Below are 24,725 nucleotides of genomic sequence, written 5' to 3'. Positions count from 1 at the left end.
CAATACTGAACGAAAAATCGTTCCAAAACAGGGAGCTGACGCATGAAGAAAATCCTGATCCTGTCGACGGCACTGACCGGCCTGGCCTCTGCGGCCCATGCCGACCTGACGGTCATGTCCTGGGGCGGCGCCTATGGCGAAGCCCAGACCGAAGCCTTCGTGAAGCCGTTCATGGCCACGACCGGCATCAAGACCATCATGGTCGACAGCGACAACCCGGCCACCCCGGTCAAGGCCATGGTCGAATCGGGCAACGTCACGGTCGATGTCGCCAACATCGAATATGCCGACGCCATCCGCCTGTGCGACGAAGGCGTGCTGGAGCCGATCGACATTGCCACGCTGCCCGCCGGTGCCGATGGCACCCCTGCCGCCGACGACTTCCTGCCCGGCGCCGTGACCGAATGTGCCGTCTCGACCGACATCTGGTCGAACGTCTTTGCCTATGACACCACCAAGTTCGCGGAAGGCCCGACCAAGGTTGCCGATTTCTTTGATCTTGAGAAGTTCCCCGGCAAGCGCGGTCTGAAGAAGGGCGCCAAGGCGGTTCTGGAACTGGCGCTGATGGGCGACGGCGTTCCGGCTTCGGAAGTCTATGCCGTGCTCTCGACGCCGGAAGGCGTGGATCGCGCTTTCGCCAAGCTCGACACCATCAAGAAGGATGTCGTCTGGTGGGAAGCCGGGTCGCAGGCGCCGCAGCTTCTGGCCGATGGCGAAGTGGCGATGACCACCGCCTATAACGGGCGCATCTTCGCCGCGGCGATGAACGAAGGCAAACCGTTCCAGATCGTCTGGGATGGCCAGATCTATGAAAACGAAATGTTCGTCGTGCCGAAGGGGGCGCCGAACAAGGAAGACGCGATGAAGTTCATCGCCTTCTCCACCTCGACCGAAGGCCTGCGCGCCTCGGCTCAGCAGATCTCCTACGGTCCGGCGCGCAAATCGTCGATGGCCACCGAGATCATCTTCAAGGACGGCAAGACGGTGATGGCGCCGCACCTGCCGACCGCGCCGGAAAACATGACCAACGCGCTGGAAACCTCGTCCGAGTTCTGGGTCGACCATGACGCCGAACTGAACGAGCGCTTCCAGGCCTGGCTGTCGCAATAATCAGCGGCCGGGCGCGGGGTTTCCTGCGCCCGGCTTTCCTGCCACCGGACGACCCCGAGGATCGCATGGCCGAAGACGCCACGACGCTGCTGAAAACTGCCGACGGGCGTCCGCTCAAGGCCGCGCTGGCAACCGCGCAGGCCAGGTCGCGCCGCCGCGCCTTCCTGCTGGTGCTGCCGTTGCTGGCCTTCGTGCTGCTGACCTTCCTGATACCGATCGGCTATATGCTGAAACGGTCATTCGAACATGACGGCTTTTCCGCCAATGCGCCCGCGCTGGTGCAGTGGTTCGCCGAAAACCCCGGATTCGACCCCGCCAATCCGCCGGAGGCGGCCTTTGCCGCGCTGGTGCAGGATCTGGCGAAGATGCAGGCGGACAAGACCACCGGCATGGTGGGAACCCGCATCAACTATACCGTGCCCGGCACCATCAGCTTGTTCAAATCTGGCGCGCGGGCGGCCAAGGATCTGGCGCCCCCTTACAAGGAGGCGCTGCTGGCCGAGGATGCGAAATGGGGACAGCCGGCACTGTGGCGCGGGATGTATGACGCCTCCAGCACCTATACCGGCGATTTCTATCAGGTCGCGGTGGACCGCAAGCTGACCGATGACGGCTGGGCGCGCGGCGGCGACAAGGAACGGATCTACGTCTATCTTTTCGTCAAGACCTTCCTGGTCTCGGCGCTGATCACGGTGATCTGCCTGCTGCTGGCCTTTCCGGTGTCGCATCTGCTGGCCACGCTGCCGATGGCCAAATCCTCACTGCTGATGATCCTGGTGCTGCTGCCGTTCTGGACATCACTTCTGGTGCGGACGACAGCCTGGATCGCGCTTCTGCAAGAGCAGGGGGTTGTCAACAACATGCTGGTGGCGCTTGGCCTGGTCAGCGACGGCAACCGCCTGAGCATGATGTACAACATGACCGGCACCATCGTCGCCATGACACATGTGCTGCTGCCGTTCATGATCCTGCCGCTTTATTCCGTGATGCGGGTGATCCCGCCCAGCTATGCCCGTGCCGCCCGGTCTCTGGGCGCCACAAGCTGGACCACCTTCCGCCGGGTCTATCTGCCGCAGACGCTGCCCGGAATCGCCGCCGGCTCGCTGCTCGTCTTCATTCTGGCTGTGGGCTACTACATCACCCCCGCGCTGGTGGGTGGCGCTGATGGGCAACTGATTTCCAATCTGGTCAGCTTCCACATGACGAAATCAAACTGGTCGCTGGCGGCCGCGCTGGCGGCGCTGCTGCTGGTGGCGATCCTGGTCCTTTACTGGGTCTATGACCGGCTGGTCGGCATCGACCGGCTGAAGTTCGGCTGAGGAAAGGAACACACGCCATGGCCCTGCCAACCTATGCCTCGCCGCTGGAGCGCGTCTGGTACTACACCTACCTGACGATCTGCGTGCTGGTGTTCCTGTTCCTGATACTGCCGGTGCTGATCGTCATTCCGCTGTCGTTCAACCTCGAACCCTATTTCAGCTTCACCGAAAAGATGCTGGCGCTGGACCCGGACGGCTATTCGCTGCGCTGGTATGACACGCTGCTGACGCTGGGCCACCCCACGGCCGATGCGCCGCGCGACAATGCCTGGTGGTGGTCGGCCTGGGAAAACGCGACCTGGGTCAAGGCCGCGAAGAACTCGCTCTGGGTCGGGTTGTGGGCCACCGTGCTGGCCACCACGCTTGGCACCATCGCGGCCCTTGGCCTGTCACGCCCGGAAATGCCCTATCGCCGCCTGATCATGGCGATCCTGATCAGCCCGATGATCGTGCCGATCATCATCATCGCGGTCGGGATGAGCTTTTTCTACGCCAAGGCCTGCGTCGCCCCCGACAGCGCGGTTGGCATGATCACCGGCACCTTCCTGTCAACCAAGGGCTGCCTGGCAAATTCCTATCTGGGGGTGATCGTTGCCCATGCGGTGCTGGGGATTCCCTTCGTCATCATCACCGTGACGGCCACGCTGTCGGGCTTCGACCAGTCGCTGATCCGGGCAGCCCATTCGCTGGGGGCCAACCCGCGGGTGACCTTCTTCAAGGTGGTGGCGCCGCTGATCCTGCCCGGCGTGATTTCGGGGGCGCTGTTCGCCTTCGGCACCTCGTTCGACGAAGTGGTGGCGGTGCTGTTCATCGCCGGCCCCGAACAGCAGACGATTCCGCGCCAGATGTTCAACGGCATCCGCGAGGCGATCAGCCCGGCGATCCTGGCGGTGGCGACCATCCTCGTCATCTTCTCGGTGGCGCTGCTGACGGTGGTGGAACTGCTGCGGCGCCGGTCCGACCGACTGCGCGGGGTGACAGGGCGCTGATCTGCCACCCTAGGGCAGGATGTGCAGCCAGACCCAGATCGTCATGATCGAAGTGGCCGTGCCGATCAGCACCGCCGAGGCGTTCACGCGCCGCGCCCGGCCGTAAAGATCGGCAAAGAGATAGGCGTTGATGCCGGGCGCCATGGCCGCCGTCATCACGGCTGACCGAAGCTGGTTCACCGTAAGGTCGAAAACCTGCGTCCCCAGCAGCCAGACGATGCCCGGATGCACCAGCACCGACAGGCCGCAGACCATGGCGATGGTCTTCATGTCGCCCTCGGGGCGATAACGCAGCAGAACGCCCCCCAGACCGAACAGCGCCGCCGGCACCGCCGCACGCACCAGCATGTCCAGCGCATCGGCCAGAACGCCGGGCATCGGCAACCCGGTGACATTGACCACCAGCCCCGACAGCACGCCGATCACCAGCGGCTGGCGCAGCACCCCCTTGGCGATGTTCAGCAACAGCACGCCGAAATGCGCCGGCGGATGCCCGCGTGACCGGGCCAGCTCCATCGCGATCACGCCGAAGGTGTAGAACAGCGGTGAATGAAGCGCGATGATGGTGAAGTTGCCGGCCAGCGCCCCGGCGCCATAGGCGCGCTCGGTGATGGGCACGCCCAGCAGAAGCGAGTTCGAGAACAGGCAGGCAAAGCCGATGGCCACCGCGTCCTGCGCGTCGCGGCCAAAGATCAGCCGCGCCCCGGCGAAGCCCAGGAAAAAGCAGGTGAAGGCGCCGATGTAGAACGACAGGAACAGCCCCGGCGCCGCCTCGGTTCCCAGGTCGATCTGGCTGACCGCGCGGAACAACATGCAGGGCACGGCAAAACTTTGCGCAAAGCGCATCAGCCCGTCAACGGCGGCCGGGGCAAATCCCAGCCAGCGCGCGGCGGCATATCCGAACCCGATGACCAGAAAGACCGGCAGGATGACGTCAAGAAGGGCACTCACCCCGGCAACTCGTAGGTGACGGTCATGCCGTCATGCGCGGGCCTGATATGCGGCGGCAGTTCGTCCAGCAGTACGGCGTAGTCCATGTCGAGATGCATGTTGGTCAGCACGGCGCGGGCAGGCCGGGCGCGGGCGATCCAGTCCAGCGTCATCTCCAGATGGGCATGGGTCGGGTGGGGCTTGCGGCGCAGCGCATCAACCACCCAGCACTCCAGCCCTTCCAGCAGCAGCCAGCTTTCGTCGGGGATCGCCACCGCATCGGGCAGATAGGCCAGCGGCCCGATGCGGAAGCCAAGCGCATCCATGGCCCCATGCTCGGCGCGGAACGGATGCAGCGTCAGCGCACCACCGGCCCCTTCGATGGTGATCGGCCCGTCAATCGTGTTCAGTTCAAGGATCGGCGGGTAGGGGCTGTTTGCCGGTTGCACGAAGGCATAGCCAAAACGCGACAACAGCGCATCCTGGGTGGGGCCATCGGCCCAGACCGGCAGGCGACGACGGATGTTGAAGACGATCTGGCGCAGGTCGTCGATGCCATGGGTGTGGTCGGCATGGGAATGGGTGAACACCACCGCATCAAGCTCGCCCACACCGGCATCCAGCAACTGCTCGCGCATGTCGGGCGAGGTGTCGATCAGCACCCGTGTCACGCCCTGGGCAGTGATCCGTTCGACCAACATCGAGCAGCGGCGCCGGCGGTTCTTCGGGTTCGCCGGGTCGCAGGTGCCCCAGTCGCCCCCCAGCCGCGGCACCCCGCCGGACGAGCCGCAGCCCAGGATGGTGAAGCGCAACTCGCCCATGTCAGGCCGCATCGGCCAGGCGCGGGGCCTTGGCGAAGAGACGGTCGAAATTCGTCGTGGTGGCGGCGGCAAACTCGGCCTCGGTCAGACCGAAGACTGCGGCGCCGACACGGGCCGTATGCACGGTATAGGCCGGTTCGTTGCGCCGCCCGCGATGTGGCGGCGGGGCCAGATAGGGGCTGTCGGTTTCCACAAGGATGCGGTCCAGCGGCGCGCGGGCAAAGATGTCGCGGATGTCCTGGCTTTTCGGAAAGGCGGCGATGCCCGACATCGACAGGTAGAACCCCATCTCCAGCGCCGCCTCGGCCAGCCTTGGCCCCGAGGAAAAACAGTGCATCACGCAAGTATAGGGCGCACGGGCCAGCCCTTCGGCCAGGATCGCCTCCATATCCTCATCTGCCGCACGGGCGTGAATCACCAGCGGCAGGCCGGTTTCCTGTGCGGCCCGGATGTGCAGGCGCAGGCTGGCCTGCTGCAGGGCTGCGCTGTCGGGGGTATAGTGGTAATCCAGCCCCGTTTCGCCGATCGCCACCATCTTCGGGTGACGGGCGGCCTCAACCAGTTCCTTCACCGTGATCGGCGCTTCCTTTTCCACGCTCATCGGATGGATGCCGAAGGCGTAAGACAGGCCGTCATATTGCGCCACGATCTCCTGCACGCGGGACAGGCCGGCGCGGCGGGTGCAGATGGTCACCATGCGCCGCACCCCGGCCGCGCGGGCACGGGCGATGATGTCGTCAAGTTCGCCCTCGAAATCGGGGAAGTCGAGGTGGCAGTGGCTGTCCACGATGTCTGGAGGTTGCATCGCCTTACCTTGCGGCGAGCAGCCCCGCCGTTTCGTCGATCTTCAGGAGGGTATCCATGAGAAGCGCGGCAGGGTCAAGGTTCACCGCCTTGCCCCGGCGGGCGCGCAAGGACAGGGTTTGCGCCAGTTCAGCCCAGGGGCGGGCCGCGGCGGACTGCGGGGCAAGACGTGCGAAGAGCGCAGCTTCGCCGGGCGCGGCTTCGGGCGGGGTTTCGCGGGTGGCGGCGGCGCGGGCCAGCCGGGCAAGGAACAGGTCGATCAGGAACAGGATCAGATCGAAGGTCTCGCCTGCGCCCCGGGCGGCGGCGGTTTCGGCCAGCGCCAGCGCGCGCGCGCGGTCCAGCCGGGGCAGGGTGCCCAGCAGCGCCACAAGCCCGGCATAGGTTTCCAGCCCGTCCAGATTGGTCAGCCGGAACGCCTCGCCCACCGAGCCGCCGCCCAGTTCCGCCAGCGCGGCCTGCGCTTGCGGGTCCACCGCGCCGCCCGCCTGTGCCAGCGCTTGCGACAGCGCGTCTGGCGCCAGCGGGGCCAGCCGCAATTCGCGGCAGCGCGAGCGGATGGTGGGCAGCAGGCGCGCCGGCTGGTGCGAGATCAGCAGGAAGATGGCCCCGGCGGGCGGTTCCTCCAGCAGCTTCAGCAGGGCATTGGCGGCGGCCGTGTTCATTTCGTCCACCGAGTCGATGATCGCGACACGCGCCCCGCCATCGGCGGCTGACAGGGCGAAGAAGGATTTCATCTTCCGCACCTCATCAACCGTGATGAACTGCGACAGGGCGGTTTCCTTGTCGTTCGGGCCGCGGCGCAAAAGCCAGGCCCGTGGTTCGGCCAGCGCGCGCAGGCGGCGGGCGACCGGGTGGTCGTCGGGAATATCCAGCGTTTCGGGCGGGGGCGGGGCGCCGAACAGGCCGCCATCACCGGCCTCGGGCGTGGCCAGCACGAAACGCGCGATCCGCCAGGCCAGCGTGGCCTTGCCCACGCCGCGTGGTCCGGTCAGCATCCAGGCATGGTGCAGACGCCCCGTTGCATGGGCGTTCAGGAATTCCGCCTCGGCCGTCGCCTGTCCGAACAGGCGGGCGGTCTCGCGCGGGTGGGGGGCGCCGGGGATGCGGTCGGGTTCGGGAAGGTCTTCGGCCATACGCTACAGATTGCACGGCATGCGCGGCAAGGGAAAGGGGGCCTGACCTTGCGGCGCGCCCGCGAAGGTCGGGCGCATGGTCCTTGCCTCGTCGTCGCCGTTCCGGCTCCTCCTCAAAGACGGGGGCGCTGCCCCCGTGCCCCCGGGATATTTGAGGACAGAAAATGGAGGAGGTCCGACGGATTTTCCGTCCGCAATATCCCCGCCGGAGGCACCCCGAGCCGGTTGCGCGCTTGCGCGCAGAGGCGAGATGCAGGGCTTGCGGCCGCGTTTCGCGGCCGCTCCGCTCAGGTCAAGGCGTCAAGCACGGCGGCCCGCACGGCCCGGGCGACCGTTTCGGCATCCGGGGCGGCGTCGATGATGCGGAAGCGGTCCGGGTGTGCGCGGGCCAGATCCAGAAATCCGGCCCGGGCGCGGGTCTGGAACTCCAGGCCCATGTCCTCAAACCGCATCTCGTGGCCCCTGCGGGCGGTGGCCCGCGACAGGCCCTGTTCAGGGTCAAGATCGAACAGCAGCGTCAGGTCCGGCTCGACACCGATCATCAGCGCGTGCAGGCGGTTCACCGTCTCGCGCAGGTCACCGCGAGTGACGCCCTGAAAGATGCGGGTGCTGTCGGCAAAGCGGTCGCAGATCACCACCTCGCCCCGGGACAGGGCCGGGCGGATGGTCTTTTCCAGATGATCGCGCCGCGCGGCGGTGAACAACAGGATCTCGGTCTCGGCCGACCAGCGGTCGGGGTCGCCCTCCAGCACCAGCCGGCGGATTTCCTCGGCCCCCGCGCTGCCGCCGGGTTCGCGCGTCAGGGTTACTACATGGCCAAGGGCGCGCAGCGCCTCGGCCAGCAATCGGCCTTGCGTGCTTTTGCCCGACCCGTCGATACCTTCCAGCGAGAGGAACAGACCCGGCATCGGTTACGAGGCTGGCGCCCCGCCCTCCACATAAGTCTTCCACAGGAAGCCGGCGGCGGTGGTCAGCCGGCGGACAAAGCCGGCGCGGCCGACATCGGTTTCGGCCACGAGTTGCACGCGATGGTCGGGCAGGTCGGGAACATGGACAATAAGCTCGGCCACCGGGCTTCCGGCGGCAATCGGGGCGCTGAGCGGGCCCTTGTAGACGACCTCGGCCTCGACCTTGTCCTGCACCAGAGCAGGCACCAGAAGGCGCAGGTCTTCTGCCGGAACCAGACCGACGGTCGTGGCCTCGCCCATGTGGACCTCGGCTTCCGCGACGCGGACACCGGCCTTGGCCACGGTCTTTTCGGCGAACTGGCGGAAGGCCCAGGACACGATCCGCTCGGCCTCTTGCGCGCGGGCGCTGTCCGAGGGCAGGCCTGTGATGGCGAAGATCACCCGGCGGTCGCCCTGCTTGGCACTGCCGACCAGGCCATAGCCTGCCTCGGACGTATGGCCGGTCTTCAGCCCATCGGCGCCGATGCCCAGTTTCAGCAGCGGGTTGCGATTGAAGCGGTTGTCGGGCGAGCGGCCCTTGTAGCTGTATTCGGTCTCGGCAAAGATCGGGTAATACTCGGGGAATTCCTCGATCAGCCGCTGGGCAAGGATGCCCAGATCACGCATCGACATGCGGTGATCCGGCGACGGCCAGCCGCTGGCATTGGCAAAGGTCGAGGCGGTCATGCCAAGCGCCTGCGCGCGTTGCGTCATCTGCTGCGAGAAGGCCTCTTCCGTGCCGGCCAGACCCTCGGCCACAACCACGCAGGCATCGTTGCCCGAGTTGATGATCATGCCGTGGATCAGTTCCTCGACCGTCGGGCGGTCATCATGCTGAAGCATCATGGTCGAACCGCCGGCCTTGGTCATCTGCACGGCCTTGTCCGAGACGCCGAAGGTGGTGTCCATCTGCACCCGCCCGTCGCGCAGGGCTTCGAACAGCATGTTGATCGTCATCAGCTTCGACATCGAGGCCGGGGGGACCGGCTGGCTGGCATTCTTGTCCATCAGCACGGTATGGGTGGTCACGTCATAGACCCAGGCGGCAGTGGCCTGCGTGTCGAAGGCGTGGGCCGGCGCATGGCCCAAGACCAGGGCGAGACCGGCGAAGCGAAGCATCCGCAGCATGTGCTTCCTTTCTATTTGAGCAGGTAGGCGTCGGCGAAGCCGGCGGCCTTGATCTTTGCCAGAAGCGCCGCGTCGCCGCGGGCCACCACCGACCAATAGGGTTTGCCCTTGGTGCTTTCGGACCGCACCTCGGCGGCAATCCCGGCCTTGGCCAGCTTGTCCGCCGCCCGTTGGGCATTGGTTTCAACCGAGAAGAACCCGATCTGGATCGGCCGCCCGCCTGAGTAAGCGGCCGGCGCGGGCGCGGCAGGCTTGGCCGCAGTGGGTTTGGTTGCGGCTGCGTCCAGCGCGGCGGTCGCCACGGCGGCGGTTTCCGCTGCCTTCTTCGAGGCCTTTGTCTTGCCCTTCGTGGCAGGTTCGGCCCCGCCATCCAGCGGTTTCGTCTCGACCCCGCCAGCGTCGATTGCTCCGGCCGCGGCGGGGGCTGCCGCTGCTGTCGGGGCCTCGGCCACTTCCTTGCGGCGCAGGGCGGTGACCGAAATCTTGGCCGGTTGTCCCGCCAGAAGCCCCAGCGCATCGGCGGCATCGGACGAAATCTGCAACTTCGGCCCCGGGTTCTCGACCTCACGCTTGAACAGGGCGCCCACCACGAACTTGCCGTTCGCCGGGTTGCGCATGATCACCCGCTCGGGGTCTTTCGTATCGGGCGAGGCGACCCAGACACCGCCCAGCGAGGGCCGACCGTCCCAAAGCGCGGTATCGGTGATCTGGAACACCTCGGGTGCCTCAACATCGCCTCCGGCGCCCTTCGTGGCCCGTGCGGTGGAAGCGGCGGCCGCCTCGGTGCCTGCGGGGGGCTTGGCGGCAAAGGGGCCGGTGCCCGGTTCGCAGGCCTGCAGCGCCAACACCGCTGCGGATAGAACCAGAACCCGTGACACTGCCGCTGCTGCCATCTTGCCCTCATCCGCGCGGTCGTTGAAATGCCGCACTGTTTCTGTGTGCCGTGATCCGGCTTTCCTGCATCTTGGCACAAGCATACCGGGCGCAAGCCGGCATGGAAAGAGCAGAGGCCGGATGCCGTTTCACGATCTGTGGAAATCGCCGCTGCGGCGGTCTTTCAGAATCGCCCGTCACACCGTAAGTCGGCGGCACGGAAGTGTGGCCGAGTGGTTTAAGGCTCTAGTCTTGAAAACTAGCGTGGGGGGAACTCCACCGTGGGTTCGAATCCCACCGCTTCCGCCAATTCTCATTGTAACGCATTGTTATTGTTGGGTTATTTTCGAGAAGATCAGATCATTCCGCCATTGCTTCCCCCAATCAACGCCGGAACGGCGCGGCTGTCTGCGGAACATAGCCCCCGACCGTAGCCGGGGGCGAAGGCGATGTCCTAGCCGCGGCCTTCCCAGCGGAGCGCCTCGACCGGCCCAAGTAGCGGCACCAACAGAGAAACAGCAGCCAGTAGATGATCCGTTTTGCAATGGAAAAGGCCGAACATTGTTTGGCTGTCCACGTCAGAGTACGTTGCCATAATCTGGGTCTGAATGATGCTGATTGCGGCCGCAATGTTGTCGTGCGGGGTGCCAAGGTGCAGTTCGGTGAACTTGAATTTGTCGTCGCTCATGCTGCGCCCTCCGGAAGCGATACACAGTCGAGATTGATGCTGATGTTGCGCGCCAAGGTCAGCGCCTCGCCAATCAGGCGAGATACGGCGTCTGGTGCGATCTGCACGTCGTCAAGAAGGGAGGCGGCATGAAGCACGTTTGCGAGCTTGCAGGCGGTGTCTTGCTGCGCCTGAATGTGGTTCAGAAGCGCGCTCATGCTGCCTTCTCCTGATCAGTGGCTTCGCTGACCGCGTTCCATGCTTCGTCCAGCTTCTTGCCCATTGCTTCAAGCTCACCCTCGATTGCGTTGCAAAGAGTGGCGATAGCGTTGCCGTCGGGGTGGCTGTGATCCACCGCTTTGCCGAGCATCACTAGAGTGTAGAGGGCGGTCATGTAACCCTGCGCCTTGCCGAGGGCATAGCCAGCGTCTTGGTGCGCTTCGCGGTACTTGCTCGGGATCATGCCGCACCCCCTTTCCGCCGGGGCGTATAGCGTCTCAGTAGAGGTTCGCGCCGTTTCCATGAGGTCACCGGATCGAAGATCCAGTTCAGGTTGAGGTGCAGGCGCACCGCGATACGGACGATGTAAAAGATCATGCCGCCCCCCCGATCTGTTGCATGGCCTTGTGGGTGATCTTGATCGCGAGCCGCTGGTGCAGCACCGCGTTGTGCAGAAAGTCGGGGGTGAAGTCCTGCGGTCTCTCGCCCAGGGCATCCAGCGCCAGCGAGAGGAAGTCGTGCAACTCGTTCCACGTCTCTGCCGGCAGGACAGGGCGGCGGATTTGATCAGGCAAGCGGGGAGTGTTATGGCAATGTATAGCCATTCACTGATCCTCCATAGATCAGGGTTTCGGTTAGGGCCGGGCGAGAGCTCTCACCTTCTTGCTCGGCCTGTCCGATGTGGTATCATAAACCACATGAGCACTCAACAAGAAAATGATACCAAAAACCGTGGTGGCCGACCGGCTACCGGACAGGGCACACCAGTGATGGTCCGCTTGCAACCCGACCTTCTGGCGTGGGTTGATCAGGAACGGGCGAAGCTCGATCCGGAGCCGACGCGGCCAGAGTTCATCCGAGGACTGATCGAAGAGGGGAGAATCAGGAACAGCGCTATGGACAGGTAGCGGCTTGATGGCTATTTTTTGGGCCAACTTACAACTGGAAACTGCTTATGGCTTTCGTTCTCGCCGACATTGCTTCTGGGAAGCCACTTCGGTTTGATATTTTATCTAATGATAGAGAGCACTTAGCGCGACTTTTTATTGGATCAGACAAGGAGCGTGGGGCTGTCTACAGTGTCTTGGCTTCTTTGATGTCTCAGCCACACCTTCAGCCTGGTGTTATGGAATTCACGTTTGGAATAGTTGAGTCATTACAAAGTGTTGGCGAGCCGCAGATGATCTTGGATGGAGCGCAGACAAAGAGCTTTCTGACCGGCGACGCGAGGAAGGCTGTGCTGGATTGTGTTTGCACAGCGGCCGTTGAACTTGCTGAGCAGGTACGTCCCTCAGCAATCGTGTTTGTTACAGCAGTCGCATACCTGCCTGACAAGGCGTTGACGAAGTATGGGCACATATGCAAGGCATTAAGGACCGCAGGATATCATGGCTCGAGGACAGACCCATACCATGGTAGTAACATGTGGATGCTTAAGCGTAGAAATTCTGCCCCTTAACGCTTAGGTAAAGGTTATGGCCTATGCAGGCCGTATCAGGAGAACGTACATGACGATGCCACCCCTGACTCGCGATCAGCAAATTGAGCTGATGGTGAATGCTGCTGAGCGCCATGCCGCGCACGCTGCGCGGTGGATGAGCGACCGTCAGGTGCAAACGGTTGTCGCTGCTGTGCCTGAAGATAGGCAGTACACCCAAGACGAAAGCACCAGAGCGCTGGCAAAGTGTGCTTAGTATTGCTGAGCATTACGCGACCCCTGAAGCCCCGCAGAAGTGCGGGGCTTCTATGTTTTCCAGGTATTAGGTAGTCGGGTCGCCCCGGCTGATCCTCACTGCGCGAAAACGCAGTGACACCCGCGCTTCACCCGCCTGGCCTGCACTATCTGCAAACCGTTTGCAGATGCGCCGCCAACCCTGCTACCCGTCCAGCCTGATAAACGCCCTGTCGAACAGGGCCGGGGTGAGGTGAGCGCGCCACCGCCCCCTGATGCGCCTCTTGGCAGTCTCCGCCAACCTGCTTTTGGCCACACATGATCGGCCGCAATGCTTCGCTGTCCGGCTTGCGGTCGTGAACTCTGAGCCGCACTGGACACAGGTTCTCCTGTTTGTCGCCTTGCGACCAGCGTAATACCCCTTTTGCGTACATTCGATGCAGCAATATTTCGCATGTCCTCGCGTGGCCGGTTTCAGTGGCTTCCCGCACCAGGCGCAGATGCGGCCTTCCCGTTGCCTTGTGTAGCGCCGTTCAAGTGACGCCCGCCGCACTATCGCCGCGCCTGCCTTCGCACATTTCTCGCCGCAGAACTTTAGACGCCCCCGCTCAAGGATCGGGCCACCGCACCACTCGCACTCGGCGGCTACGTCATCACTCGAACCGCTATCCGCACCACCGCCGTTTCCGCGCCATCCTTCAAGCGGCTCAGTCGGCTGTGATACACGTTTGCGCAAGTTGTTCTGCAGAACTTGTGATGCCCCTCGGGCAATGGCTTCCCGCAATGAGCGCAGCGGGTCCGTTCGATCAGCGTTCCGGCCTCTACTGTCCATTCTCTTTGCCCCTCGTTCCAGCTTGGGCGGGTCGCGCGAACCGCCTTGAATGCCTCGTCCATCAACTCACGGGCCATCTGGTCGGCGTCGTGCCAGTGCCAGCCCTGCAAGCACAGATCGGCCCGGATGCCATGCCGCAGCGGCCCCTCAAGCCCGAACAGAGATCCTGTTGCCCCGGCCTCGAAAGCAAGCCGAATGACGCCCGCAAGTTCCCTCACAAGCTGATCAAAGCGACCGCGACCAAGCCGGCCGCGCCGCGCGTCCCGCTCGCGCCGTTCCAGCCGTCGCCGCTCTGCCAGGTTCGCCAAAATATCGCGATGCACCTTCATGGGAACATCGCATCAATGAGTTGCGGTGTGATGGCATGCCGTGACACGCGCGGCAGCACCTTTTCACCCCGCGTTGTCGTGGTGTCTGCCAGCGTGGCCGACAACCAGACCTGATCCATTCGGCGGATCGTCTCAACGTGGTGCGGTTCAAGGGGCAGGCCACGCATGGCACCCGCCTTGATCAGCGCCCGGACCTCGCGGGCGCGCTCCACGTCTTCCACCAGAAGCCGGCCTTTCACGGCCAAGCCTTCGGTGGTTTCGGTGATCTCTTCCCAAACACCCACGGCCTTCGCCTGGTCGTGCGTGTCCAGCATGGGCAGGGGCGGCAGGGCCTTGAACGCGCCGCGTTCGATCACGTCGCCAACCCGATCCGGCCCAAAGAAGGGCCAGGCAATGCCGGTGATCGCGCCCGCATCGTCAACGGAAAGCTGAGCCTTGAACTCAATCCGGTCCATCACGCTGCCCCCTTGGCAAAGGCGCGACGCGAACCGGCGAAGTCGTCAACCTGTTCCTGAACCCAGCGGCCAGCCCGAAGCAGTCGAAGCGCCCCCTCGAAGCTGAAAGGCACGGCCTTGCCGTCTTCGGTCGCGTCCCATGCCAGCACACAGCGGGCAAGGTTGCGCAGCCGGGCAGTCTCGCGATTTTCGGCGGAAACCCGGCCCTCATCATCCGCCATGTCGGCAAGTTCGTCTGCCAGCTTCAGGCGCGCGCGCGCCTGCACCATTGAATCCGGACCGGCGATCAGAAGCCGGATACCCACCGGCTTGCCGTCATAGGGGCTAAGAAGATCGAGCCAGCGGCCCCGATCCTGATCCTCAGCGATGTTGGAAACCTCAGACAGGTTCACGGGGCACCTCGTTTGCAGGCGGCTCGGCAGAAGGCGCCGCGCCGCTCGTGATGTTCGGATTCTCGAAGCTGTCGCCGCCGTCGCGGGGCGGCATGCCAAGCCAGCCACGCCCTTCGTTGGGGTTGATGGTCTTGGATGCGATCAGGCTGTTTATGACGGTCGCACGGGTTGCGAGATCGGCGCGGGTCAGGTCGTCGCGGTCGAAGCGAATTAAATAGCTAGGCCGCTCGTCGTCGCTAAAAAGCGCCCGTCGCAGCGCGCCTTCCAGTGCCCGAAGCCATGGTTCAAGCGTGTAAGACAGGAACTCACGGCCCTTCTGTTCGCTGTTCGACCAGGTTGCGCGTTCCAGATCGCCAATCATCGGCGCCGGAATGTTGAAGGCGCGGGCGATTTCGAGGATCTGGAAACGCCGGTTTTCGAGGAATTGCGCGTCGGTGCTGTTGAACGTGAACGGTTGGAACTCGGCACCGTCTGCCAAGATCGCCGTTCTTCCGGTGGCGTTTTCGCCCTCATGGGTTGCCCGCCAAACCGCAGCGATCTTCTTCACGGCGTCTTCGCTAAGACCCTTCGGAAATTTCAGGGCACCAACTGGGCGGGCACCACGGGAGAACAGCCGGGCAGCGTGACGCTCAAGGTCCACCGCAACCCCGATGGCTTCGCGGGCAAGGGTGAGCGGGGCCACGCCCAGCGGCGGAAGAAGGTGGATCACGTCTGACGCCGGCACAGGGCGCGCGTTGATCCTGTAGCGCCGTTCCCCCGTGGTCTGGTCAACATCAAAGGACAACACGCCCGGCTGGTACCTGATGATTTCAGCCACCCGCTCGTTCACGCGGTTTACCCAGGCCAAGCCGCCCGCATCCGAAGTAAGGGCATCGAAAACGATCTGGCGGAAGAACTCGAAGGCGCTTGTCCAGCCGTTCACCTCGTCCCGCAACAGCGGCAGAAGGCGGTGGCCCTCATCGTCAGCTTCTGTGCCGCCCTCAATCCGCTTAAGCTGAATGTCGAGGGTTGCGACCGCTTCGCTGATGATCTGCACCGCGTTGGAAACGGCGGGAACCTTGAGCGCATCGGCGGCGGTGACATAGATACCGGAGCTTGTCGGCGCGGTGCCCGTAATCAACTCCACCCACGAACCAGCCGTGGTGAGCGATTTCTGTTCAGGCTGCGAAGCCTTGCGGGTGAAGGGCCATCTGATCATTGGCCCATTGTGTCGGCTTCCGGGTCACGCCGTCAGATAGCAAAACCTTGCAAAACATAGGTTTACCTTGCACGGAGCCATGCCAGAAGCGCCCGCCGTTGCGCAAAATACCGGCCACCCGGCTTCGTGATCGGCGCGTCTGTGTGCCGATGCCAGCGACGCGCGGTGTCCTCACTCACCCCGGCAGCCCTTGCAATGGCTGGTAGCCCCCAGAGCATTCGGTCAGGTTCAAGCACCTCGTCAAGGCGCCAAGGATCAAGCGGCGGCCTGGTCGGCATCGTCATGCGAAAACTCCAATTTGCTCGTGTCTTGCGCGACAGTCCCCGCGCCAGTCCCCGATAGAGGTCCGAAGTTCGGAACCACCCCCGGTGACATGTCGGTCGATGCGGTGCCGATCTATCTGCGTTCCGTGCGCAGATACCCAGGTTATCGCGCGCCTGTGGTGCCGAGGCATCCCAAGCGGCAAATTTGCCGCTTGATCCGAAACGCTATCTTTGTGCTGCCTTGGTGCAGGGGCACATGTCATGCGGGGGTCAGTCACCACGCCCACCCGTGACCAAGCGCACCACAGGCGAGGCCCTGCCAGATGGTATATCTTTATATGTCCCGGTGGTGAGGACAGGCGAGGCATCGAAAGCGCCTGAAACGTCCTTGTTTTGAGGACAGGGGCGGGCGATCCTGTCCCGTGTGTTGACTGACTGTCCCTGTTTTGAGGACAGGGCCGTCCGTGTGGTGAGGACAGGCTTCTGTTTCTTGGCGACGGGGAAGTCGCGACCATCTGACCATTTTAGGAAATCCCTGTCAGCGCGGAAATGCGTTAGACGCCACGTTGTGGCCTTGCCTTGCCCCTCAATGCCAAGGTGCCCGATGCGTTCAGGCAATATGAATCCCTTTGCCTGCAAGTCATCGAAGGCACGGTTGGCCCTATCCTTACCAACCCCATGATCTTCAGCAGCGTTCCGCACCGAATAGAACACCTCGCCATTCTTCTCGCCCGCTACCCCGGCAAGGCGGTGCAGGTGCCAGTAGATGCACCGGGCGAGTGGTGGCAGTGCCTTATAGGCTGGGCAGTCGAGAATGTAGTGTGGCATAGCCGTGAACCGCCCTGAGAGGACTTTTGCCGCCTTGCGCTTTCGGCTCATGATGCCTTCCCAACAATGGGAATCGGAATGGCGCTATCTCGGGAATTCCCAAGATGATCTGGGCGCGATTGCACCACCGTGGTGTGTTCATTGTCATTAGATGACAGTGAACGGCGGGCGGCATAGGTCCGCGCCTCACTTGTGATCTGATCACATGTGACCGGCGCCCTTATGCTGGCCTCACTGGTAACGTTACCAGTGAGACTTGCCCGCAACTTGCCGACCATTTCCATATAGACGGCATGGAGGCGGTTTCTCTGGCTGAGTGTATAGACCACGATCAGACTCCCCGCGCGTGATGCTGGCGATGGTGACGGCGGCACAGCCATTGCACATCGCCGGGTCGGTCATAGTCAGGGTGGTGCGCCTCTGCCTTTTCGCCCCCACATACCTCGCAAGGCTGTGGTGTGATGAAGCCGAGGCGCTTGCCGGCCTGCACATAGAGGTGCGCAAGGTAGCGCCGGGGATTGTTCTGACGCCATCGCTGCTGCCGTGTCAGGGGCCGGGTCATTGGCCGGCCCCCTTAATCACTACATCACTCCATCCGGTTGATGCTCCTGCGATCAGATCAGGATCAAGCCGGATGCCATCGGGGCAGTAGTGCTTCACCATCCTGCGCATCAGGTCCAGTTGCAGCGGCGATGGCTCCCAGCCGGGGCGCTGCGCTTGCTGCATGATCCGGTCTGCAAAGTCCTGATCCTGGCCTGTTTCGCCAGACCGGATCAGGACTGTCGGCCAAAGCCACAGGCATTCTTCTGCTGTCCGCTCAGGGGCGAAGAGGGGGCGGGGTGCCATGTGCCCACCTCACGCAGCGACTTGCCGCGAGGCCAGCCATGCCTCCACTTCGTCTTCGAACCAGCCCACCGCTTTGCCGGTAAGCTTAACCTTGCGGGGAAAATCCCCACTGTTCATCAGATCGTAAAGCTTCGTCTTCTTGAGGCCCGTCATCTCTTCGAGCCGGGTAAGGCGGGCGATTTTCCGTGACATTTTGCATCCTTTCATCACTGGCCGTTACGGTTCGTGATGGAGGGTAGCGGCATCCTTCTGTGACAGATCAGGGGTTTGTCACATGTTTCTTCTTGTGGCGCTGCCAAATTGCACGGTTGGCACCGAGACTTGTCCCGATACCATTCTTTGCTGCCGTCCTCGCCGCCGCGGTGGCTGTCAACCCGCTCTCAGTAATCAGGCGGTTCATTTCTGACAATACACGTGGTGTATGATCTGCGACGGACCCACGGCGAGCTGCCGCGCCGACCTCCGACGCTCTCTGATATTTCTGCCCACTAAGAGCACTAGGCTCCCACTGCCATTTCATCAGCGCCGTTCTCCACAAATCCCCTGCCTTGAAAGCAAATTTAGCCGCTAATGCTGCATCCCCCTCCTGAACCGCCTTGTCTACAATATCCAAGAGAATTGTGATTTCCTGAGCAAACTGCTCTGGGGAGTCGATCTCAGAGCTATCTTCGGACTTGCCACCTATAATTTCACTACACACCGCCCGCGCGACCAAGCTGCTAGCCGGCCAAATTCCCATTTCTTTGATAGCATCCCCCATTGCACGGAGCGTCTGCATTGCCGCGCGCTGGTCACCAGGGGTCTTTCCAGTCATATCATAGGTAATGCGCTTCCGTTCGGTGATACCATTTCCGATGATTTCCTCCTTTGGCATCACCCAATCCTCCCCACAACCTTGGCCGGCTTCTCGGCCAGAAACGCCGCCCAGGCGCCCATCATCTTCCGCCGTTTCTCGAACAGATCAGACCGGGCATAGGCCCGCTCCACAGCATCCCCTGACAGGTGTGCCAGCGCCGCTTCTGCAACCTCTCGCGGGAAGTTCGTTCTTTCCTGTGCCAATGTGCGGAAGCTCGTCCGAAAGCCGTGAATGTCCACCTCAAAGCCGTTCTCGCGGATCAGCTTCAACAGCGTGGCATCTGACAGCGGCTTGCCCTTGATTGCGCCGGGGAACACCAGAATTTCATCCAGCCCTTCGGCCCGCCTCAACACCGCCAGCGCACGATCAGAAAGGGGAATGCGGTGCGGCCGGTCCATCTTTATCCGTTCTGCGGGGATGTCCCATACCTTGGCCTTGAGGTCGATTTCCGACCATCGCGCTTCCCGTGCCTCATTTGACCTGACACAGGTCAACACAAGAAACTCAAGACAGAGCTTCGTTGAAAGCCCGGCCTGAGAAGCGGCCATCGTGCGCAGGCATGTGGCAACCTGATCGTAGGGCAGGGACTTGCGATGCTCTACCTTGTCAGTCTGCCGGGGAAGCCCCTTGTCCACCGCATCAACGGGATTGTCGCGCCGCCACCCCTTGGCGATGGTCCACTTCATGACAGTGCTGATCCTCTGCTTCACCCGCCGTGCGGTTTCGGCTTTGGTGAGCCAGATCGGTTGCAGCGCCGTCAGCACATCGCTTGTCGTCACATCAGACACCCGCTTCGTTCCCAAAGTGGGGAAGGCATAGGTCGTCAGCGTGTTGATGAACTGTTCGCCGTGCTTGGGGTTCTTCCATGTCGGCATGTGGATTCGGTGAACCTCACGGGCGGCTTCCTCGAAATTCAGGATTGTCTTCTCCTGCCTTCGAGCGGCAAGGGGATCGCCGCCCTCGCGCGCCAGCTTGCGATTGCCGAAGGCGGCAAGGCGAGCATCGGCCAGCGTCACGAAGTCGAAGCTGCCAAGCCCCAACTCGCGCCGCTTTCCGTTGATGACGATACGCTGCACCCAGAACTTGCCGCCGGTCTTGTCCACCCGAAGGTAAAGCCCGTGGCCGTCAAAGTACTTGCCCGGTTCCGTGACGGTCTGCACCATGCGGGCATTCAGCGTTTTTTCCGGCTTTCGCAAAACAGGGATCCCAACCTTTCATTCCGCCATGCCTTCCCCCACTCGGCGCGGGATTGACGTGAACAATAGCGGAACACTGCGGAACATTGCAAGGGCATAAATCCTAATAAAATAAGGGAAAAAGTACTGTTACGGAACGTCTAGGAAGTGGCGGAGGAAGTCACCGCTTCCGCCAGATCTGCCTGTGCCATCTTTCCCGCATCTGTGTTCGGATCAGTTCGGTTCGGGCGGTCAAGATAGGCCTGCGGGGCGCAGCCGAACTGCTGGCGGAAAGCCGCGACGAAGGCGCTGACGCTGCGGTAGCCAAGGCCATAGGCGATCCGGGTCGAGGTTTCGCCCCGTTCCAGCTGCGCAACGGCCTGAAGCAGCCGCGCCCGGGACCGCCAGTCGCGAAAGCCAAGGCCGGTTTCGGCGCGAAACAGCCGTTCCAATGTGCGGGGGCTGGTCGCCGCTTCCGCGGCAAGCGCGGGCAGGGGACGCGGGTCACCCGGGTTGCGCGCAAGGCTGGTCGTGACGCGCCGCAGCCGCGCGTCCTGCCCGACAGGCAGGTTCAGCGGCGCGGGTTCAGCCGCCGAGATTTCATCGCAGGCCACCGCCCCCAGCCGGTTCAGCCGGTCAGGGTGGGTTTCGTCCAGCATTCGCTGGATCAGCAGGCGCAGAAGCGGGGAGACCGGCACCACTTCGCAGGTCTGCCCGGGTCGGACGGTGATGCTGGGATCGACATAGATATTCGCGGTGCGCGCGGCGGTCTCGATGGTGACCTCATGCACTGCACCGCCCGGAATCCAGACCCCGAACCCCGGCGGCACCAGCCAGATCGCACCGCCTGTCTTGATCCGCAACAACCCCTGCACCGCCTGCAGAAGCTGCGCGCGCGGATGGGCGTGGCGGGTGATGACCGATCCGGCGGCAAGGGCGCGGGAATGAACCAGAACGGGGCGCGACGGATCAAGCACATAGGCCGGCCCGGCCGGCGACAGGCGCAGCGCATCGAGGCCGGCGTCTGGAAATGGGATTGGCGGATTGGCGATATATGTTGTCATCCTGTCGATCTTCCGCATCTGCCATCCGGCACCTAATGTCGGGGTGCGCTGGCCGCAAGATGCGGTGCGCCCTGCAACAGCGCTTCGTTTACCAGACATGAGTCCCCCGATGCTCGCCAACATCCTTCGCACAACCGTCCTATCCGCTGCCGCGCTGCTGGCGCTGTGGCTGGCCGTTGGGCCACTCCCGCAACCGATGGGCGCCAGCGCCGGTGTGGTTCTGCTGACACTTGTCCTTTGGGCCACCGGGGCATTGCCGCCCTTTGTGACCGGGTTGATCTTCTTTGCCGCGGTGCTGATCCCCGGTCTTGCGAGGCCGGACCTGATCTTTGCGGGTTTCGGTTCGGCGGCGGTCTGGCTGATCGTTTCGGGGTTCGTGATCGGGGCGGCGATCCGTCGAACGGGCTTGGTCGCGCGTCTTGCAGCGGCGCTGGCGCCGCTGGCTGCCGGCAGTTACGCACGCCTTGTAACGGTGATGACCATTACCGCCATGGCGCTTGGCTTCGTGATGCCGTCATCGGTCGGGCGCGCGGTGGTGCTGGTGCCGGTGGGCATGGCCTTGGCCGACCATCTGGGGCTGGTTGCCGGCACGAAGGGGCGGGCAGGGCTGGCCGTTGCACTGGCGCTGGCCTGCAACATGCCAAGTTTCGCGATCCTGCCGTCGAATATCCCGAACATGATCCTAGCCGGCGCGGCCGAGACGCAATATGGCGTCGGGTTTTCCTACATGTCCTATCTGGCGCTGCATTACCCCTTGCTGGGCGTTGCAAAATCGGCGGTGGCCGTGCTGCTGGTGATCTGGCTGTTCCCTGACCGTGCCCGTGAAACGGCCGTGGCGCCAACCAACCCGCCGGACGCGGTGCCCGGCACGGCGGCGGAAGCCCGGGTTGCAGTCATCCTGGGGCTGACGCTGCTTTTGTGGATGACCGACGCCTGGCACGGCGTGAACCCGGCCTGGATCGGCATCGCCTCTGCCGTTTTGTTGCTGCTGCCCGGCATCGGTGCGGTTCCGGCCAAGGAGTTCAACGCCGCCGTCGATTTCGGCATGATCGTCTTCGTCGCGGCCGCGCTTGGTCTGGGGGCGCTGGTCAATGCCTCGGGCATCGGGGCAGCTGTGGGCGGCGCGGTGCTGTCCGTGCTGCCGCTTGAGGCCGGGCAGAGCTTCGTCAACTTCCTGTCGCTTTCGCTGCTGTCGGCGGTGACCGGGTTGGTGACCACCATTCCGGGTGTGCCGGCCGTGCTGACGCCCATGGCGCAGGATATGGCGCAAACCACGGGCCTGTCGTTGCAGACCGTGCTGATGACGCAGGTGATCGGGTTCTCGACGGTGGTCTTCCCCTATCAGGTTGGCCCGCTGATCCTGGCGATGCAACTGTCCGGCGAAAGGCTGGGGCACCTGGTCCGCGTGACCCTGCCGCTTACGGCGGTGACGCTTGTTCTGCTTCTGCCGCTGGACTGGTTGTGGTGGCGCTTGCTGGGCTGGCTGTAACGTTTCGCAATGGCCGAAATGAAAGCGGCGCCCGAAAGAACCGGGCGCCGCTTGGTCAGTGGTCAGGATCGGGCGATCAGAAGCCCGACTTGATCAGTTCGAACTCTTCCACCAGCTTGTCGCGCAGGGCCGGGTCCATCGGGGTTTGCAGGAACAGCGTGGTGTCGATCTTGTCGACGAAAGACGCCTTCTGCTGCTCTTCCGGGATCGTTGCCATGGCATCGGGGTTGACGTTGGCGTAACCGATTGCCTCAACGATGGGGGCCGCGCTGGACGGCGCATACATCGAATTCACCCAGTCATAGACCTTGTCTTCCTTGCCGGGGCCGTCCTTCATGTTGACGAAGCCACAGAAGAACGAGGTCGAGCCTTCCTTGGGCGCGCGGTTGAAGCCGACCGGGAAGCCTTCCGACATCAGGATGGCGACGGGATCGTTCCACGACCAGGCGACCAGGATTTCGCCCGAGGCCATCATCTGCGCCAGTTCCGACGGATCGGACCAGTAAGAGCGGACGTTCGGATGGATCTTGCGCAGCCAGGCGGCGGCAGCAGCGACCTGTTCATCCGTCACGTTTTCCCACGAGGTGACGCCGGTCGCCAGAAATGCCAGTGCCCAGACATCGTCCGAGTTGTCCGAGATCGAGATGCGGCCAGCGTATTTCGGATCGGCGAACACTTCGAGCGACTGAACGTCGGCCTCGGGCACTTCCTTGGTGTTGTAGGCGATGGCGGTGTAGGCAAAGTCGAAGGGCAGGAACCAGACGCCGCCATCATCCTTGATGAAATGCGAGTCGAAGAGCTTGGGGTCAATCTTCGAGAAGGCTTCGACCTTGGATGTATCCCAGGGTTCGATCAGACCGGCATCGCGGTAGCGCGGCACGGCGCCGGGGCAGGGGTGCACCACATCGGCCTTGAAGCCCGACGAGACCTTCTGGAACGCTTCGTCATCGTCGGCGAAGAAGGCATAGGTCGGCTTGTCGCCGTGCTTTGCAACATAGGGCGCAAGCGCGCCGTCGATTTCCCAACCGGCCCAGTCAAGAATGGTCAGATCGGGGTCGGCGGCCTGGGCTGCGGTGGAAAGCGCAAGTGCCGTGGCAGCGGTGGCCAAAAGGCGGATGGATTGTTTCATGGTGCTCCTCTGTCGTTGGCGGCCGTCTTCCCCTTGCGGCCATTCCGGGTGGCTTTCGGACGCTATGACAGCCCCCATGGCATCACAAGCGTGAATATGAAGTCGACATCGGTTGGCTGTCACGCAAGGGGGAAAGCGCCGGAAATCACGTCAGGACGACAGGATAGCAGACGATTGCCTGCCGTGCGGGCAGAGGGCAGTCTGTGCCTTCATGGATTCGGCAGGGAGAGGCGGATGTTTCGGGCAGTGCTGGTGGAGAAGGGCGAAGACGGGGCCGCGGTCGCACGTCTGGCCGATCTGGACGAGACGGCGCTGCCGCCCGGCGAGGTGACGGTGGCGGTCGAATATTCGACCGTGAACTACAAGGACGGGCTGTGCCTGTCGGCCAGCGGTGGTGGCCTGGTGCGCACCTGGCCGCATGTGCCCGGCATTGATTTCGCCGGCGTGGTCGAGGCTTCGGACGATCCGCGCTGGCGCCCCGGCGACCGGGTGATCCTGACCGGCTGGCGCGTGGGCGAGGCGCAGTGGGGCGGATACGCCCAGAAGGCGCGCGTCCGCGCCGACTGGCTGGTGGCCGTGCCGCAGGGGCTGACCACGCGCACGGCGATGGCAGTGGGCACGGCGGGCTTCACGGCGATGCAGGCGCTGATGGCGCTGGAAGACCACGGCCTGACGCCCGATCAGGGCGAGGTGCTGGTGACCGGTGCTGCGGGTGGTGTCGGTTCGGTCGCGGTCGCGCTGATGGCGCGGCTGGGTTACCAAGTGGCGGCTGTGACCGGGCGGCCCGAGACCGCCGACTATCTGCGTCATCTGGGCGCGGCGCGGATCGTGCCGCGCGATGATCTGGCCGAGACGGTGAAGAAACCGCTCGAGGCCGAGACCTGGGCCGGCTGCATCGACGCCGTGGGCGGCACCATGCTGGCGCGGCTTCTGGGGCAGATGAAATCTGGCGCCAGCGTCGCGGCGGTGGGCAATGCGGGCGGGCTGACGGTGCCGGCCAACATCATTCCCTTCCTGCTGCGGGGGGTGAACCTGCTGGGCATCAATTCGGTGACAGTGCCGCAGGCGCGGCGAGTGGCGATCTGGGATCGCATCGCCCGTGATCTGGACCTTGGGCTGTTGGAAGGCATGATCCGGCCCGCGCGGCTGGACGAGGTGCCGGCGCTGGGTGCCGCAATCCTGAAAGGCGCGGTGCAGGGGCGTGTGGTGGTGGATGTGAACGCCTGACGGGCGCAGGCTTGCGGTGATCCGGCA

29 protein-coding genes and 1 tRNA gene are annotated in these 24,725 nt (G+C 63.5%); 7 read left to right on the top strand and 23 right to left on the bottom strand.

Features of this window, described 5'->3' with window-relative positions; all coding sequences use genetic code 11:
• Positions 1-42: 42 nt before the first annotated feature.
• The 3 genes from C5F44_RS02915 to C5F44_RS02905 all read left to right on the top strand — a co-directional run bounded on the left by C5F44_RS02915 (position 43) and on the right by C5F44_RS02905 (position 3,418).
• The gene (locus tag C5F44_RS02915) at positions 43-1,110 is read left to right on the top strand and encodes an ABC transporter substrate-binding protein (protein WP_107672012.1); all 1,068 of its coding nucleotides are present in this window, start codon (positions 43-45) and stop codon (positions 1,108-1,110) included.
• A 65-nt stretch (positions 1,111-1,175) separates the two neighbouring features.
• The gene (locus C5F44_RS02910) at positions 1,176-2,429 is read left to right on the top strand and encodes an ABC transporter permease (RefSeq protein WP_107672011.1); all 1,254 of its coding nucleotides are present in this window, start codon (positions 1,176-1,178) and stop codon (positions 2,427-2,429) included.
• A gap of 17 nt (positions 2,430-2,446) precedes the next feature.
• On the top strand, positions 2,447-3,418 hold the full coding sequence (locus C5F44_RS02905) for an ABC transporter permease (RefSeq protein ID WP_107672010.1): 972 nt from the start codon (positions 2,447-2,449) through the stop codon (positions 3,416-3,418).
• Positions 3,419-3,427: 9 nt separating this feature from the next.
• On the opposite strand, the gene C5F44_RS02900 is transcribed toward C5F44_RS02905, so the two are convergent.
• The 7 genes from C5F44_RS02900 to C5F44_RS02870 all read right to left on the bottom strand — a co-directional run bounded on the left by C5F44_RS02900 (position 3,428) and on the right by C5F44_RS02870 (position 10,077).
• Positions 3,428-4,369 (bottom strand): AEC family transporter, encoded by a 942-nt coding sequence (locus C5F44_RS02900; RefSeq protein ID WP_107672009.1) that lies wholly within the window; start codon positions 4,367-4,369, stop codon positions 3,428-3,430.
• Positions 4,366-5,169 (bottom strand): MBL fold metallo-hydrolase, encoded by an 804-nt coding sequence (locus C5F44_RS02895; RefSeq protein ID WP_107672169.1) that lies wholly within the window; start codon positions 5,167-5,169, stop codon positions 4,366-4,368. The genes C5F44_RS02900 and C5F44_RS02895 overlap by 4 nt, the downstream gene beginning before the upstream one ends.
• 1 nt (position 5,170) lies before the next feature.
• The gene (locus C5F44_RS02890) at positions 5,171-5,974 is read right to left on the bottom strand and encodes a TatD family hydrolase (RefSeq protein WP_107672008.1); all 804 of its coding nucleotides are present in this window, start codon (positions 5,972-5,974) and stop codon (positions 5,171-5,173) included.
• Between the two features lie 4 nt (positions 5,975-5,978).
• Positions 5,979-7,109 (bottom strand): DNA polymerase III subunit delta', encoded by a 1,131-nt coding sequence (locus C5F44_RS02885; protein WP_107672007.1) that lies wholly within the window; start codon positions 7,107-7,109, stop codon positions 5,979-5,981.
• A gap of 287 nt (positions 7,110-7,396) precedes the next feature.
• Entirely contained in the window at positions 7,397-8,017 is a 621-nt protein-coding gene (gene tmk / locus C5F44_RS02880) for a dTMP kinase (protein ID WP_107672006.1), read from the bottom strand.
• Positions 8,018-8,020: 3 nt separating this feature from the next.
• Positions 8,021-9,184 carry a D-alanyl-D-alanine carboxypeptidase family protein gene (locus tag C5F44_RS02875; RefSeq protein ID WP_107672005.1) on the bottom strand — a complete coding sequence of 388 codons (1,164 nt, stop codon included), beginning with the start codon at positions 9,182-9,184 and terminating at the stop codon, positions 8,021-8,023.
• 11 nt (positions 9,185-9,195) lie between these two features.
• The gene (locus C5F44_RS02870) at positions 9,196-10,077 is read right to left on the bottom strand and encodes an SPOR domain-containing protein (RefSeq protein ID WP_107672168.1); all 882 of its coding nucleotides are present in this window, start codon (positions 10,075-10,077) and stop codon (positions 9,196-9,198) included.
• Between the two features lie 199 nt (positions 10,078-10,276).
• Between C5F44_RS02870 and C5F44_RS02865 the strand changes: the two genes are divergently transcribed.
• Positions 10,277-10,366, top strand: a tRNA-Ser gene (locus C5F44_RS02865).
• 145 nt (positions 10,367-10,511) lie between these two features.
• On the opposite strand, the gene C5F44_RS02860 is transcribed toward C5F44_RS02865, so the two are convergent.
• Genes C5F44_RS02860 through C5F44_RS02845 form a run of 5 tightly spaced genes read right to left on the bottom strand, consistent with a single transcriptional unit; the run spans position 10,512 to position 11,518 of the window.
• Positions 10,512-10,745, bottom strand: a complete 234-nt coding sequence (locus C5F44_RS02860; protein ID WP_107672004.1) for a hypothetical protein — start codon at positions 10,743-10,745, stop codon at positions 10,512-10,514.
• Entirely contained in the window at positions 10,742-10,942 is a 201-nt protein-coding gene (locus C5F44_RS02855; protein ID WP_107672003.1) for a hypothetical protein, read from the bottom strand. Before C5F44_RS02855 ends, C5F44_RS02860 begins: the two co-directional genes overlap by 4 nt.
• On the bottom strand, positions 10,939-11,187 hold the full coding sequence (locus tag C5F44_RS02850; RefSeq protein WP_146161899.1) for a hypothetical protein: 249 nt from the start codon (positions 11,185-11,187) through the stop codon (positions 10,939-10,941). The genes C5F44_RS02855 and C5F44_RS02850 overlap by 4 nt, the downstream gene beginning before the upstream one ends.
• Complete coding sequence (locus C5F44_RS17915; protein WP_181318166.1) at positions 11,184-11,321, bottom strand: hypothetical protein; 138 nt, start codon at positions 11,319-11,321, stop codon at positions 11,184-11,186. Before C5F44_RS17915 ends, C5F44_RS02850 begins: the two co-directional genes overlap by 4 nt.
• Positions 11,318-11,518, bottom strand: a complete 201-nt coding sequence (locus tag C5F44_RS02845) for a hypothetical protein (protein ID WP_107672001.1) — start codon at positions 11,516-11,518, stop codon at positions 11,318-11,320. Before C5F44_RS02845 ends, C5F44_RS17915 begins: the two co-directional genes overlap by 4 nt.
• A 933-nt stretch (positions 11,519-12,451) precedes the next feature.
• Here C5F44_RS02845 and C5F44_RS17910 point away from each other — a divergent pair.
• Positions 12,452-12,637 carry a hypothetical protein gene (locus C5F44_RS17910; protein WP_181318165.1) on the top strand — a complete coding sequence of 62 codons (186 nt, stop codon included), beginning with the start codon at positions 12,452-12,454 and terminating at the stop codon, positions 12,635-12,637.
• A gap of 623 nt (positions 12,638-13,260) precedes the next feature.
• Here C5F44_RS17910 and C5F44_RS02835 read toward each other — a convergent pair.
• The 10 genes from C5F44_RS02835 to C5F44_RS02795 all read right to left on the bottom strand — a co-directional run bounded on the left by C5F44_RS02835 (position 13,261) and on the right by C5F44_RS02795 (position 20,853).
• A complete protein-coding gene (locus tag C5F44_RS02835; protein ID WP_107671999.1) occupies positions 13,261-13,776 on the bottom strand; it encodes a hypothetical protein in 516 nt (171 codons plus the stop codon).
• Entirely contained in the window at positions 13,773-14,231 is a 459-nt protein-coding gene (locus tag C5F44_RS02830) for an HK97 family phage prohead protease (RefSeq protein WP_235822485.1), read from the bottom strand. The genes C5F44_RS02835 and C5F44_RS02830 overlap by 4 nt, the downstream gene beginning before the upstream one ends.
• Positions 14,231-14,623, bottom strand: coding sequence for a hypothetical protein (locus C5F44_RS02825; RefSeq protein WP_107671997.1), 393 nt, complete (start codon positions 14,621-14,623; stop codon positions 14,231-14,233). Before C5F44_RS02825 ends, C5F44_RS02830 begins: the two co-directional genes overlap by 1 nt.
• Positions 14,610-15,821: a phage portal protein gene (locus C5F44_RS02820; RefSeq protein ID WP_107671996.1), complete on the bottom strand. Its 1,212-nt coding sequence runs from the start codon at positions 15,819-15,821 to the stop codon at positions 14,610-14,612. Before C5F44_RS02820 ends, C5F44_RS02825 begins: the two co-directional genes overlap by 14 nt.
• Positions 15,822-16,354: 533 nt before the next feature.
• A complete protein-coding gene (locus tag C5F44_RS17905) occupies positions 16,355-16,963 on the bottom strand; it encodes a helix-turn-helix domain-containing protein (protein ID WP_181318164.1) in 609 nt (202 codons plus the stop codon).
• Between the two features lie 507 nt (positions 16,964-17,470).
• Complete coding sequence (locus C5F44_RS17765) at positions 17,471-17,758, bottom strand: hypothetical protein (RefSeq protein ID WP_146161897.1); 288 nt, start codon at positions 17,756-17,758, stop codon at positions 17,471-17,473.
• 9 nt (positions 17,759-17,767) lie between these two features.
• The gene (locus tag C5F44_RS02805; protein WP_107672167.1) at positions 17,768-17,950 is read right to left on the bottom strand and encodes a helix-turn-helix transcriptional regulator; all 183 of its coding nucleotides are present in this window, start codon (positions 17,948-17,950) and stop codon (positions 17,768-17,770) included.
• A gap of 67 nt (positions 17,951-18,017) precedes the next feature.
• Positions 18,018-18,632, bottom strand: coding sequence for a hypothetical protein (locus tag C5F44_RS17760; protein WP_146161896.1), 615 nt, complete (start codon positions 18,630-18,632; stop codon positions 18,018-18,020).
• Positions 18,632-19,777: a tyrosine-type recombinase/integrase gene (locus C5F44_RS02800; protein ID WP_107671993.1), complete on the bottom strand. Its 1,146-nt coding sequence runs from the start codon at positions 19,775-19,777 to the stop codon at positions 18,632-18,634. Before C5F44_RS02800 ends, C5F44_RS17760 begins: the two co-directional genes overlap by 1 nt.
• Positions 19,778-19,950: 173 nt before the next feature.
• Positions 19,951-20,853 (bottom strand): AraC family transcriptional regulator, encoded by a 903-nt coding sequence (locus C5F44_RS02795; RefSeq protein ID WP_107672166.1) that lies wholly within the window; start codon positions 20,851-20,853, stop codon positions 19,951-19,953.
• Between the two features lie 109 nt (positions 20,854-20,962).
• Here C5F44_RS02795 and C5F44_RS02790 point away from each other — a divergent pair, with 109 nt between their 5' ends.
• Positions 20,963-22,342, top strand: coding sequence for an SLC13 family permease (locus C5F44_RS02790; RefSeq protein WP_107671992.1), 1,380 nt, complete (start codon positions 20,963-20,965; stop codon positions 22,340-22,342).
• A 76-nt stretch (positions 22,343-22,418) separates the two neighbouring features.
• On the opposite strand, the gene C5F44_RS02785 is transcribed toward C5F44_RS02790, so the two are convergent.
• A complete protein-coding gene (locus tag C5F44_RS02785; protein WP_107671991.1) occupies positions 22,419-23,471 on the bottom strand; it encodes an extracellular solute-binding protein in 1,053 nt (350 codons plus the stop codon).
• Between the two features lie 234 nt (positions 23,472-23,705).
• Here C5F44_RS02785 and C5F44_RS02780 point away from each other — a divergent pair, with 234 nt between their 5' ends.
• The gene (locus C5F44_RS02780; protein ID WP_107671990.1) at positions 23,706-24,698 is read left to right on the top strand and encodes an MDR family oxidoreductase; all 993 of its coding nucleotides are present in this window, start codon (positions 23,706-23,708) and stop codon (positions 24,696-24,698) included.
• The last annotated feature ends 27 nt before the right edge of the window (positions 24,699-24,725 follow it).

Source organism: Fuscovulum blasticum DSM 2131 (assembly GCF_003034965.1).
Taxonomy (GTDB): domain Bacteria; phylum Pseudomonadota; class Alphaproteobacteria; order Rhodobacterales; family Rhodobacteraceae; genus Pseudogemmobacter; species Pseudogemmobacter blasticus.
Note: the sequence above shows the minus strand (reverse complement) of the source record. Positions and strands in the feature narration are given on the sequence as shown.